Genomic DNA, 13,101 nt, shown 5'->3' with positions numbered 1-13,101 from the left:
AAATCACCTCTATGTATTTTCCTATTCTTATTATACCAGTTGTTTACAGGAGGTGTTGTACAATTCATTTTACTTAATGCGTTGCGCCCCCAACCTCTACAATATCTACCTTAACTGTCGTCGTTACTTCGATTGCCAATTCTATCCCCTTACGAATAGTAGAAAGTGACATACTCGGTTGCCCTGGATAATTACTCGCTTGTTCTGGTAAAAACGGAATATGAATGAATCCGCCTTTTATTTTCTTATCATGTTTCTCTAGTTCATGCATAAGTCCATAGAATAAGTGATTACAAACGAATGTGCCTGCCGTCTGTGAAACAGATGACGGTATACCCTCTTCGCGAAGTTTTTTTACGATTGCTTTCATCGGAAGTGTAGACCAATACGCAATCGCTCCTTCTTCTACAACCGGTACATCTACCGGCTGATTCCCTTCATTGTCAGCGATTCTTGCATCATCAATATTAATTGCGATACGTTCTATCGTAATATCTGGTCTGCCCCCAGCTTGTCCAATGCATATAATAATTTCCGGCGCTAGTTCTTCTATATACTCTTTTAATACGCTTATTGATTTATGAAATACAGTTGGTACTTGTTTGCTTATTATCTTGTATTCTCCAATTGTTTTTTCATGCAAACCTTTTGCTACTTCCCAAGCTGGATTGATATTTTCTCCGCCGAATGGATCAAACCCTGTTAATAATACTGTTTTCATAGTTTTATCCTCCTAATTAGAAACGATATACTAGGCCGTACATAATAAACATATTTATGATAAAAATTGAAAGAGCAATTGGTACTTGCGCTTTAATAACCGCATTTTTATCCTTTAGCTCTAAAAGCATCGCAGGTACGATATTAAAGTTTGCTGCCATTGGTGTAAGCAGCGTTCCGCAATATCCAGCAAACATACCGAGCGCTGCCATAATTGCTGGGTTTCCGCCGTGCATTTGAACTATTAAAGGTAAGCCAATTCCGCCAGTAATAACAGCAAACGCTGCGAATGCATTTCCCATTACGACTGTAAATAGCATCATGCCTAAACAGTACGCCATAACGGCAACGAACGGATACTCTGTCGGTAGCACTTGTCCGACTAAGTCTGAAACAACTTGTCCAACGCCAGACTTCGCGAATATACCGCCAAGTGCTGCTAACATTTGTGGTAAAATTACAGCCCAGCCAACAGCTTGTAATAGTCTGCTTCCTTCTTGTACAGGTGTTGTTATTTTTGATTTTGTAATACGCATCGCCGCAACAAATGCGAGTAATGCACCAAGCGCTAGTGCAACTAATGTTACTTTATCTGGATCAACAAGAGAGACATTTCCCCATTTAATTTTCCCTAAGGTCAACGTACCGATAATTGTAAAAATAGGAATTAATAGTGCAGGCATAAAAATTTTATTTTTTAATTTCTCAGCATGTTTCACACGTTCTTGTACTGGAACTTCTTTTTCCTCTGATTTTGTTACTTTATTTAGCGAGGCTAAAACGACCATAGCGAGCACGATACAGCCAACGTAAAACGAAGGAATTACATTTCCAAATAAAAATGTAACTGCAAACAATGCCCAAAATAAACTAGAACCGAATCTGTTTGGATGTTCACGATCGAATGCGATACGAACAGCGATAAAAGCAACGATTATCCCTAATACATAATAGATTGTATCCATTGTGATGATGTTCATATTAAATTGCCTCCTTCTCTTCTTTTCCTTCTGCCTTCATTGTTTTCTCTATATATTTATCAAACCTTCTAAATCTAATCCAGCTTACAATAAGTGCAGATATTGCTGTCGGAATGCCCCAAAGTGCCATATCCCATACTCCGACATGCATACCTACTGAATCGAAGAATCCTTTCATTAATAAAATAGCTCCAGTTGCGATGAAAATATCTTCTCCGAAAAACCAAGCTGTATTTTCAGCAGCTGCTGCGTTTGCTTTAATCTTTTCTCTTAATTTTTCAGGAAGTTTACCGTATTTACCTTGCGCGGCCCCTTCTGCCATCGGTGCAACGAGCGGCCTTACTGTTTGCGCATGCCCACCAATATTAAGCCCTAGTGCTGCTGATGATTCTCTTATCGTAAAATATGACATTAATACTCTTCCAGTTGTTGCTCCTTTTGATTTCGTTATAAGTGCTTCTGCTCTTTCTTTTAAACCGTAACGCTCTAAAATTCCGATTACCGGTAAAGTTAATATAATTGGCATAGACATATATCTATTCTCTATGAAAAATTTACCGAACATGCTAATCACATCATAAAAACTTAATCCTGAAACCATACCAGTAACAATACCTGCAACCATAACTACTAAAAGTGTATTTAATCTAAATAAAAAGCCCACTGCAACAAGTAGTATTCCGATTAATTTAATCATTTCTAGCACTTCCCCCTATTTTTTATTTCGGTGCACAAATAGAAATACTATTGAGTTTGAATGTTCTGTATATTCTTTCTGCAAATTGTACAGCTTTCTCTCCATCACCATGTAAACAGATCGTCTGCGCCTGAACTGCTACTTTCTCACCATTCACCGAATTTACATAGCCTTCTTTCACCATTTGAAGTACTTGCTTTATCGCTTCGTCTTCATCTTTTATAAGCGCATTTTCTTCTGTACGGCTCGTTAATGTACCATCTTGTTTATATGTACGATCCGCAAAAGCCTCTTGTACAAGAGTTACTTTGTATTTTTCTGCAGCCTGTATAAACGCCCCGCTATTTGCTAATCCATAAAGTAATAGACTTGGATTTATATGATAAATTGCCTTTGCAATTGCATCTGCAATTTCCGGATTAGTTGCCGCCATATTATATAGAGCTCCGTGCGGTTTCACATGATGCATCTTCCCTCCAGCCACTTTTACAAACCCTTCTAATGCGCCGATTTGATATAAAACATAATCGTATACTTCACTTGCTGAAACATTCATGTTTCTTCTACCGAATCCAATTAAATCAGGAAATCCGGGGTGTGCCCCTATCGCTACGTTATGTTGCATTGCCTTTTCAATCGTTTGCCGCATAACAGACGGATCACCTGCATGAAAACCACAAGCAACATTTATAGAGGATACGAATGGAAGAATTTCATCATCATTCCCCATTTTATAAGCGCCAAAACTTTCTCCTAAATCACAGTTTAAATCGATTGTCTTCACATTATTTCCCTCCTAATTTCAGCTTCGTAAAGCAATGAATTTCTTTAATAGATTCATATTTACTTCTTGTTCTATGTACAATTGTTCCGCTTCTTCAAGCGTAATTTTCTCAAAAGAAACATATTCCCCCGGCTTTAGCTGGGCAAGAAGAGGTAAATCTACTGAAATGATATTTCCCATTCTCGGATAGCCACCTGTCGTTTGCCTATCTGCCATTAATATAATCGGCTGTCCACCATTAGGAACTTGAATGGTTCCAAATGTAACAGGACTCGATAAAATCTCTTTTTCTTCCATCCTATTTAATACTTCTCCCTCAACCCTATAGCCCATACGGTCAGCATAATTAGATACCTTATACTCTTTCGTAAAAAATGCCTTTCTACTTTCTTCTGTAAATTGATCATATTCAAAGTCAGCTATGACACGAAGCTTAGGATGTTTCTTATACTTTGGTAGTATGCTGTTGCTAATTGCCCATTTCGTTTTTATACGCTCATCTTTTTGTAAGTCTTGAATGAAACGATTCGCCATTTCTGGTTGTGCACCAATTTGGAAGTAGTCACCCTTTTTCAGCATTCTTCCTTCTATACCACCAATCGCAGCACGTATGTACGTACTTTTACTTCCCATTGTACGCTCAATATGTATTCCACCCGCAAAGGTCACATACGCTCTGCAACCACTTTTCACTTTTCCAAAACAAAGCATACTACCTTCTTCCGCTAAAATTGGACGCCATAAGGGGATACGTTCTCCATTCAATAACGGTTCCATATCTGCTCCGCCAATCGCAAGTAAAGTCGTTTTCTTTATTAACAATTTAGGTCCCATAATCGTCATTTCGAGTCCCGCTTCATTCTCTTCATTACCAACTAACATATTGATCATCCGAAGTGCACTTTGATCCATACCCCCGCCAACTGGCACACCGTATTGTTGATAATGAGATCGCCCTAAATCTTGGACTGTTGTAAACATTCCCGCATGCAAAACCTCTACATCCATTTTTTAGCCCCCTCAAGCGATACGTACTCTTCCTTCGTTATTGGAATAAATCGTAAATACATACCACTTTGAATATATGTTGGTATTTCTTCTTCCGGATTAAATAATGAAATAGGAGTTCGGCCGATAATATTCCATCCTCCTGGTGTTTCAAGCGGATATATACCTGTTTGATTTCCGCCAATACCTACCGAACCAGGAGAGATTTGTAACCGTGGTGTTTCTTTTCTAGGTGTTTCTAATTCTTTTGAAAGTCCTCCTAAATACGGGAACCCTGGTGTAAAACCTAGCATATATACAAAATATGTAGTTTCACTATGTATTCGAATCACATCTTCTACTTGTAAACCGTGATAATGCGCGACTTCTTCTAAATCTGGTCCATATTCTCCCCCGTAACAAACGGGTATAGAGATATGTTTCACATCCTGTTTTACTTCTTCTTTATAAGAATCACACAGCTCCTTTATATACTGGCGAACGTAATCATGTGACCTTTCACTTCTCTCATTTCCCTTCCATACTTCGTATACATTGTAGTAAACAGCTAATGAAGTAAACGACGGAACGCACTCTATCATTCCTGCAAACGGATGTTGCTGCAGTGCTTGAAATAACCGCTGTACTTTCTCATATATATCCCTCTTAATTTCTTCACCAAATGTAACAATAATTGCTTGATCCCCTAACGCAGAAAATTTCATCCTACTCCCTCTTTCTATGCCAAAAAGCCGAGTTCTTTCGAAATGCGATGCGCTGTTTCTTTCACCTTCGCAATAAAATATGAAATGTTACTTTCGTTGTACTCAATTGCTAATCCCGAAATACTAATGCCTGCTACAACCGTTCCATCGCTCGCGAAAATGGGTGCTGCTATCGCGGCTGTATGATTTTCTAACTCAGAATAACTAATGGTGTAGCCTTCCTTTTTTGCCATTTGCAACATTTCTAACAATTGTTTCTTATCCACGATTGTTCCATCTGCAAACTGTTTTAAATCCACTTCCTCTATGTATCTCCGTTTCTCTTCCTCAGAGAAATACGATAGTAAAATTCTTGGACATGCGCCAGCATAAAGCGGTGCTCTTCTTCCAACCGCCGTATACACGCGTACCGGCTGAACACCTTCCATTTTTTCAACATAAATTGCGTCATTTCCATCCTGAATTATTAAATTAACTGCCTGTCCTAAACTATCACTAAGTTCTTTCATATAAGGAATTGCTATATTTCTTACTGATAATCGGTGTGAAACAAGTTGACCGAACCGTAAAAATACGACCCCTAAACGATATTTCCCCTTTTCGTTTTTTTGTAAAAACTCCATCTCTTCCAACGAACCAATTAAACGATAAACAGATGTTTTCGGCATATTTGTAAGCTGAACCATCTCAGTTAAACTTAGCTCTTCATGCTCATAAAACAACTCTAAAATATCCATTGTCTTAACTGCCGTTTTATTTATACTCATTCTATCTCCCTTTCGTTCCGAATTACGGAACTTAAATTCCGTTTTTCGAAACAAACATATAATTTAAAATTATAAAATATTCTTTCAATTCAATCAATAGATTTTAAGCAAATAAAAAAGTATGGAAGAATATCTCTACCATACTTCATCACACTTTATAACGCTCTTACTTGTTCCAACGGCCAGAAAACAGCTTGTCCTTTTCCGACAATTTCATCTTCTGAAATAAAGCCAAACATGCGACCATCCTTAGAAACTTCACGATTATCCCCTAAAACAAATACTTGGCCTTCTGGCACTTTCGTTTTCCCAGTGATTTGTTCTAACGTAAAGTCTGGAGTTAATACACGGCCTACTGCTTTTTCTTTAAACTGTTTTAAATATGGTTCTTCCATCGCTTTTCCGTTTACATATAAAACATCATTTTTATACTCAACTGTATCGCCTGGCAAACCAATTACTCGTTTTACTAAATCGTATCCTTCTTTCCCGTGGAAGACGATAATATCAAAGCGATCTAATCCACTTATACTATAACCAATCTTATTCACGAGAACTCTTTCGTTATTTTTTAAAGTGGGCATCATTGATTCACCTTGTACTAAAGAAGGTGTAAATAAAACACCGCGAATAATAGCAATTAATACAAGGGTAAAACCTATCGTTTTAGCCCAAGAGAATAATTCTTTCTTCGTATTTTCCTTCATCGTTTCTCCTCTTTCTTAAGCACTTATTTTATTATTTCAACTAATTCTTGTACTAAATTAGGATCTATTTCAGAAAAACATGATTTTCCTTCTCTTACCGCTGTACCGACATGCGCCTGCGTGATTCCAGTTTCATCTAGCAATCGCTTTATATTTTCTTTCGTCACGCCAGCTCCAGCTACAAGCTGAATTTGACCATCACTTACCTTTTTCATTTCTGTAAGCACCGGAATATTCTCTACTATATTTCCTTGTCCACCTGAAGTTAAAACGTGAGTCACTTTATGAAACTTCTTTAAAGTGCTCATCGCTTCTACTGGATTTTTTATATCATCTATCGCACGGTGGTACGTTACATTTATTCCATCTACAACAGATAGTAAATCCGCTAATTTCTCTTCATCCACTTCATTTCGTTCGTTTAATACGCCTAATACTACCCCAGCTGCTCCTAACTTCTGTGCAACTATAATATCTTCTTTCATCATTTCAATTTCTTCTTCCGTATATGTAAAAGACTTCGCATGCGGACGAATCATAACATGAATTGGTATACTTACCACTTCTACCGCTTTTTTTATAAAAGCATAACTCGGTGTTAAACCACCTTCTGTATAAGATGAAATTAATTCAATCCGCTTCCCGCCAGCACTTTCAATTCGTTTTACATCTTCTAAACATGTTGCAATAACCTCTAGCATGAGATGACCTCTTTTCGTGCTTTTTTCTTATTATAACATTAGTAAAAATAAGAAGCCTAGCTTTCTCCTTTAAAACTTAAAAAAGAAGAATGAAAAGAAAGATTTTTTTATTGGCAATAATTATTTGGGACATCCTATTATTCATGTACACTCCTACCATAATGAAAAAAACCGTCATTTTGACGGACTTTTCTAATTTCAAACTTTTCTTTCCTCAGTTTTCATATCAATGCCTAATTGATCTTCCAATAACTTTACACCTTTCTTTGTAAGATGGACAGCTCGGTTCTTATCCGTTTTCGTAATCCATCCCTGTTCAAAAAACAGTTTTGCAATTGCAGACCCTAACCAACCAGAAATATGGTAACACCGTTCACTCCAATCAAGGCAAGGTTTTGCAAATACCCTCCTTTTTGTATCTGCCTCATCAACATTTATTCCAAAATTCAGAAACCATTTCTTACCTTGTTCCGTTACAATGTATTCTCCACCCTCTAAAATTATAAATTGCCTATCTAGTAATTTTTCAGTTATCTCTACACCGAGTTTGCCTGCAAGATGATCATAACAAGTTCGAGCATAACGAATTTGTTTTAGTTGGGTTGATTGTTTTAAAGAGCGAACTTGAACTGTCGGTGCAATTGTCCCTAACTTTTCAAGCACTTCGGCAACTTCTTGATTAGCAAGTCGATAGTAACGATGTCTACCATGTTGTTCAACTGTAAGTAAATTCCCTTCTACTAATTTAGAAAGATGCGAACTAATTGTTGGATGTGACACTTTTGCCATATAAGCCAATTCACTAGCAGGTAGTGCCTGATTATTCATTAGACAATCTAAGATGATTGCTCTTGTAGGTTCAGCAATTAGTTTAGCTATATATGAGATATTCGGATATACATTCATATTTCGATGATACCCTAACTATTAAATTGATACAATTATTTTAAGTTTAATAGTAAAGGAGAATGTATTATGAATGCAATTGATCTTAGTATATTAAATTTAAAAGAAACGAGAAGGCGCTCAGAAAAATTATGGAATTCTCTTCCCGATAATTTTCTTAATTGGAAGCCTGATCCTGAGGCTATGTCCTTTGGTGAAATGATTCGTCACGTATGGAGCTCAACTTTTTACTATCATATGATTATAAAAAACAACGGCTCAATAAACGACATACGTACCCCGTATGATGACGAGCCAATTACTTGTGTAAAAAAAGAAATTGAATTAGCACAATCATGTTTTGCCGATTTCATAGAATATGTTCAATCAATAAGCATAGCAGAGCTAAATACAAGACTTATTGATCGAAGCGATGTTGGCTATCAACGATATTTAGGCGATATGCTATTACGAATTGCCTATCATGATGCGGTCCATGCAGGTCAATTTTTACAATATTTACGAATGGTAAACTTAGAAAGGCCATTAATTTGGGATTAAATACGAAAAATGTTTATACAGCCTCCAAACTGGCATTACAATAAGAATTTTTCAACAAGACACAATCAAAAAAACATGATAATCATTTATATTAAAAACCTACATCTCAACCAAGTGCTTCATACATATAAAAAGCATGGGTTTGATTAGTAATCAAACCCATGCTTTAAAAACTATGACCGAAACGCCGCATCCGCAAGCATAGATAGTGTTGCATCATCCATCGGCGGATTATGCAGTCCTGCTCTAACGTTTAAATAGTAACGGTGAAGCGGATTTTTTTCTGATAAACTTTTTGCCCCTACGATGCGCATTGATTTATCCACTATGGATATCGCCGCATTTGTTACGGCGTATTTCACTGCCGCTAATTCTGCTTGCAGTGACAGTTTATCTTCTGCCTCATCGTATTTTTTCGCAATTTGATATAAAAAGACGCGAGCTTGCATAAGCTCGAGTTCTAATTCTCCAACTAATCTTCTAACATTCGGTAATAAACTAATAGAATGGTTTAAACTATTTGGTTTGTATGATCCCGCAAACTGAACTGCATAATTTCTTGCTGATTGTGCAATTCCTAAATAACATGCTGGTATATGTAGCAACCAGCCAATACCCTTTTGTTTCACTTTCCCGCCTTTTACATCCGTAAAAAAGCGGTTGTCTATCTCTACATTTTGTAAGACAAGGTCGTGGCTAGCAGTCCCTCGCATTGCAACGCTATCCCACGTTTCTTCAATAGATACACCGAGTGTATTTCTTGGAATAACAAACTCACCAACTTCTTCACGGCCTTCCATACTTGCTGAAATAATAAAATAATCAAGTACTGGCGCCATCGTTGTAAAAGTTTTTCTTCCATTTATAACCCACTTCTCGCCTTGTTGAACCGCTATTGTTTCTGGTTTGCCGCCACGCGTCGGACTCCCTGTTTTCGGTTCTGTTGCTGCCCTGTTAAAGAGCGCACCATTACGTACTTCTTCGCAAAACCATTTGAACATCTCATCATTCCAAGAGCGATTTTCCGCTAGCTCCTTCACAATGCCAAGATGCCAGCCAATCGATAATGCAGTAGCTCCACAGCCTTCCGCGATTTTCTCTTGAAATAAAACGAAGTCATATAAAGAAATGGCACTACCACCAAATTCCTTCGGTAACGTTAATTTCGTATATCCGATATCTTTCAAATCATTTATATTTTCATACGGAAATGATCCTAATTCACTTAGCTGATGCTCCCTTTCCATGAACTTCGGAATCAATTTATTTATTTTCTCAATAATTAAAGACTGTTCTTCTGTTTCAACAAATGAGAGTGCCATACTATAATCTCCTTTATGCTCGATTCATAAACCGTTCATTTTGTCATTATGATTATATGAAGCTACCTCTCTATTGTTTCACTATTCCGATAAAAATACAATGTTTTTGACTAATAAGAAAAGTTCCTATTTAAGGATAGATCCTTTTCTTATATTAGTCCCCCTTCAACGCTTTTAACGGCAAAGAGGTTACATATCCAATATACGAGAATAATTCTTTAAAGAAGAATGGTATTTCTGTATCTAACGTTTTATATGCTGATGTCGGCGTTGGTGAAGCATACGCTTCAATATTAATATGTTTTGCGATTCTCATTGCGCGTTTCATATGAAGTGGATCACTTACAATCGTGTATGTTTGTATGCCGTTCTCTATTCCAACTTGCTTCGCATTTTTTAAATTTTCTTCAGTGAAAAGGGATTTAGTTTCAATTAAAATATCTTCCTCTTTTACACCTTGTTTCATTGCATATACTCTTGCAGTACGTGCTTCCTCAAGTTCTGCCTCGAACTTTGTACCACCTGTAAAAATAATCTTTTTAATATTTCCGTTCTTATATAAAGAAATCGCATGATTAATTCTTTCTTTAAATACAGGAGATGGTTTTCCGTTCCATGAAGCTGCTCCTAGTACGATACCAGCATCCGTTTTCACGTCATCATTTGCTTTAAAACGATAACTCCAAATATCGTAAGCTGCATAACTTACATATAAAATAGCAGAACAAATCATTAGTAAAAATACTTGAAAGATTCGTCTTTTCTTACTCTTCTTATTTTCTTTCATTTGTAATTGCCTCCGTACATCATCCATACTTCTATAAAAAACATTTATATCAAATCGTTTTGTTTGAGTTTATTTAAAAGAAGGAACTTTACTTGTTATTTATGTATAAAAGGGTTTTCATTTAAAATTGAGGATTATCAATTCATTTTCATTTGCGGTTTTCATTACATTTTTTAAATTCATAAGTTTATTACCATACAACTACATTGTAACGAATTTTTTCTCAGAAGGGAACGATGAAACAAAAGGTATTAAAATAAAGTAGCATTTTGTAAGAAAAAAGGTATATTTTTCATATCTCACGAACAATATACCTTTCAAAACACGAATTATAACTTTTCTTTATACAACTCTAATTTTTCTAACAATTGTTCTTTTACGCCTGGCCATTCACTCGAGATAATACTGTACACCACCGCATCTCTCACATAACCATTCGGTAATTTTCTTTCATTTCGAAGCACACCCTCTTTTACTGCGCCTAACCGTTCAATTGCTCGTTGTGCTTTTTCATTTCTTGCATCCGTCTTAATTTGCACTCTCAGCATATGCAACTTTTCAAAAGCATACTGAAGAAGCATATACTTACACTCTGTATTTATACTCGTACGTTGCACACTCGGATGATACCACGTTTGCCCTAACTCAACTGTCTTATCTTCTACTGAAATATTATATAAACGTGTACTTCCTACAATCTTATTCGACTGTTGATCTACGACTATGAAAGGTATTTGAGTACCTCTTCCGTAACCCTTTATCGCTTTTTGAACGTATTGTTGCATATCTTGCACACTATCCATTTTAGAGATTAAATACGCCCAAATATCCCGATTTCCTTCTACAATCGAAAACAAAGTTTCGACATCAGTATTATCCATTAACCGCAACTTTGCTCTTTCGTGAATAATTTCCATTTTTAAGCCCCCTTTGTTGTTACTATAACATATCATTAAAAACACTTTATTAATATATACATAAAAATAAATTAACACCATAAACATATAGTACATCTAAAAATAAAAAATGCGATGCCTTTATTCAAGCATCGCACTTATAATTTTGCACTACCTACGATTTTACGATAAATATTCATTTACACAATTTAGTAAACGCCATATATTTAGAACTTACATTATAGTTCAAAGCAACAAATAAGCAATCGGCGTAATAATAAGCAACGTTAAAATCGTTCTCTGCACATATAAAATAATGAGTTCAGATACTTTTAACGGAATATCTGTTGATAATATACAAGGAATGGAAGCGGAGAAAAACAAAATAGATGATACGGAAACAACTGCAATGACAAACTTTGTCACAAGTGGTGCACTTACTACTAATAATGACGGTAAAAACATTTCTGCAATACCAACTGATGCAGCTTTAGCAGCTAAGTCTGCTTCCGGTAATTGTAATAGCCATGTAAACGGATAGAAAATATAACTGATCCAATCAAATATTGGCGTAAACTTCGCTAAGACGATACCAATTAATCCTACTGACATAATGGATGGTAAAATTCCCATTGTCATAATAAATCCGTCTTTTAAATTCATTGCAATATTTTTCATAATGCTCGGTGCAGACTTTGATACTTCTAACGCATCTTCCCAAGCACGTTCTAACATTTTCTCTTTATAAACAGGCTCTGGGAACCCTTCTTCTGTTACATATGTATCTGGTTTTCTACTAAGGGGCGGGATTCTTACAGTGATAGCAGTCACGATGAATGTTACAACAAGTGTAGTCCAAAAATAAACATTCCATAAATGCATAATATCTAATGTTTTTGCGATGATGATCATAAATGTAGCGGATACTGTAGAAAATCCTGTAGCGATAATCGCCGCTTCTTTTGTCGTATACTTTCCTTCTTTATACACGCGATTCGTAATAAGGAGAGCAAGCGAATAACTTCCAACGAAAGACGCAACTGCATCGATTGCCGATCTCCCCGGCGTATTCCATAATGGCCTCATAATCGGACGACAAAATGTACCGATAAATTCAAGCAATCCATATCCGACTAATAACGCTAAAAACGCCGAGCCAATTGGAACGAGCAAACTTACTGATATGACTAGCTTCTCATACAAAAACGGCCCAATATCTGGCGCAAAGAACCAATCTGGTCCTACTTTTAAACAATATAATATGCCAAAAACAACGCCAACTACTTTTAAAATAGAAAAACAAATGTCTACGATAGATGCATTCCATTTCTTCGTATAAAATGGATAAATCGCACCAATTGCCATAACAAATAATGCATAATAAGGTACTATGCCAGGAACCAAAGCCCTAATCCACGATACGATATGATCAATCATAATAGACGATGCACCGTTTATCGTAACAGGAACGAAAAACATAAACACTCCAACAAGACTAGCAAGTATAAACCGAAGAATAATCCCCTTCTCTCGCCCTGTCTTAATTACATTACTCTTTAATTCAATTTCACTCAAAATTCGA

The 13,101-nt window shown here is 36.3% G+C and carries 15 protein-coding genes; 1 reads left to right on the top strand and 14 read right to left on the bottom strand.

Annotated features, from left to right (window positions below; translation table 11 throughout):
- Positions 1–73: 73 nt before the first annotated feature.
- The 10 genes from pcp to ACTFP3_RS11530 form a co-directional block, all read right to left on the bottom strand.
- Positions 74–721: a pyroglutamyl-peptidase I gene (gene pcp / locus ACTFP3_RS11575; RefSeq protein WP_000859708.1), complete on the bottom strand. Its 648-nt coding sequence runs from the start codon at positions 719–721 to the stop codon at positions 74–76.
- Between the two features lie 16 nt (positions 722–737).
- Entirely contained in the window at positions 738–1,700 is a 963-nt protein-coding gene (locus ACTFP3_RS11570) for a DUF979 domain-containing protein (protein WP_001021658.1), read from the bottom strand.
- Position 1,701: 1 nt separating this feature from the next.
- Positions 1,702–2,397 carry a DUF969 domain-containing protein gene (locus ACTFP3_RS11565; protein WP_000593392.1) on the bottom strand — a complete coding sequence of 232 codons (696 nt, stop codon included), beginning with the start codon at positions 2,395–2,397 and terminating at the stop codon, positions 1,702–1,704.
- Positions 2,398–2,419: 22 nt separating this feature from the next.
- Positions 2,420–3,181: a 5-oxoprolinase subunit PxpA gene (gene pxpA, locus ACTFP3_RS11560; RefSeq protein WP_326036673.1), complete on the bottom strand. Its 762-nt coding sequence runs from the start codon at positions 3,179–3,181 to the stop codon at positions 2,420–2,422.
- 18 nt (positions 3,182–3,199) lie between these two features.
- Complete coding sequence (locus tag ACTFP3_RS11555) at positions 3,200–4,189, bottom strand: biotin-dependent carboxyltransferase family protein (RefSeq protein WP_149149751.1); 990 nt, start codon at positions 4,187–4,189, stop codon at positions 3,200–3,202.
- The gene (gene pxpB, locus ACTFP3_RS11550; protein WP_000672280.1) at positions 4,180–4,893 is read right to left on the bottom strand and encodes a 5-oxoprolinase subunit PxpB; all 714 of its coding nucleotides are present in this window, start codon (positions 4,891–4,893) and stop codon (positions 4,180–4,182) included. The genes ACTFP3_RS11555 and pxpB overlap by 10 nt, the downstream gene beginning before the upstream one ends.
- A 14-nt stretch (positions 4,894–4,907) precedes the next feature.
- Positions 4,908–5,660 carry an IclR family transcriptional regulator gene (locus tag ACTFP3_RS11545; protein WP_152122679.1) on the bottom strand — a complete coding sequence of 251 codons (753 nt, stop codon included), beginning with the start codon at positions 5,658–5,660 and terminating at the stop codon, positions 4,908–4,910.
- A gap of 155 nt (positions 5,661–5,815) precedes the next feature.
- Positions 5,816–6,367, bottom strand: coding sequence for a signal peptidase I (gene lepB / locus ACTFP3_RS11540; protein WP_000662501.1), 552 nt, complete (start codon positions 6,365–6,367; stop codon positions 5,816–5,818).
- Positions 6,368–6,390: 23 nt separating this feature from the next.
- Positions 6,391–7,068, bottom strand: a complete 678-nt coding sequence (locus ACTFP3_RS11535; protein ID WP_326036675.1) for a copper homeostasis protein CutC — start codon at positions 7,066–7,068, stop codon at positions 6,391–6,393.
- A gap of 198 nt (positions 7,069–7,266) precedes the next feature.
- Entirely contained in the window at positions 7,267–7,974 is a 708-nt protein-coding gene (locus ACTFP3_RS11530; RefSeq protein ID WP_049108148.1) for an ArsR/SmtB family transcription factor, read from the bottom strand.
- A gap of 69 nt (positions 7,975–8,043) precedes the next feature.
- Here ACTFP3_RS11530 and ACTFP3_RS11525 point away from each other — a divergent pair, with 69 nt between their 5' ends.
- Positions 8,044–8,514 (top strand): DinB family protein, encoded by a 471-nt coding sequence (locus ACTFP3_RS11525; RefSeq protein WP_006927766.1) that lies wholly within the window; start codon positions 8,044–8,046, stop codon positions 8,512–8,514.
- 173 nt (positions 8,515–8,687) lie between these two features.
- On the opposite strand, the gene ACTFP3_RS11520 is transcribed toward ACTFP3_RS11525, so the two are convergent.
- The 4 genes from ACTFP3_RS11520 to ACTFP3_RS11505 form a co-directional block, all read right to left on the bottom strand.
- Entirely contained in the window at positions 8,688–9,836 is a 1,149-nt protein-coding gene (locus ACTFP3_RS11520) for an acyl-CoA dehydrogenase family protein (RefSeq protein ID WP_001218366.1), read from the bottom strand.
- Between the two features lie 154 nt (positions 9,837–9,990).
- Positions 9,991–10,623 (bottom strand): YdcF family protein, encoded by a 633-nt coding sequence (locus tag ACTFP3_RS11515; protein WP_000662215.1) that lies wholly within the window; start codon positions 10,621–10,623, stop codon positions 9,991–9,993.
- Positions 10,624–10,952: 329 nt separating this feature from the next.
- Entirely contained in the window at positions 10,953–11,540 is a 588-nt protein-coding gene (locus ACTFP3_RS11510) for a GNAT family N-acetyltransferase (protein WP_000402585.1), read from the bottom strand.
- Between the two features lie 225 nt (positions 11,541–11,765).
- Entirely contained in the window at positions 11,766–13,094 is a 1,329-nt protein-coding gene (locus tag ACTFP3_RS11505; RefSeq protein WP_284996427.1) for a YjiH family protein, read from the bottom strand.
- Positions 13,095–13,101 lie beyond the last annotated feature (7 nt).

Origin of the sequence: Bacillus cereus group sp. MYBK5-2 (assembly GCF_051915685.1) — a bacterium.
In the GTDB taxonomy this organism is placed as follows: domain Bacteria; phylum Bacillota; class Bacilli; order Bacillales; family Bacillaceae_G; genus Bacillus_A; species Bacillus_A cereus.
This window is presented reverse-complemented; position numbering and strand designations above follow the sequence as displayed.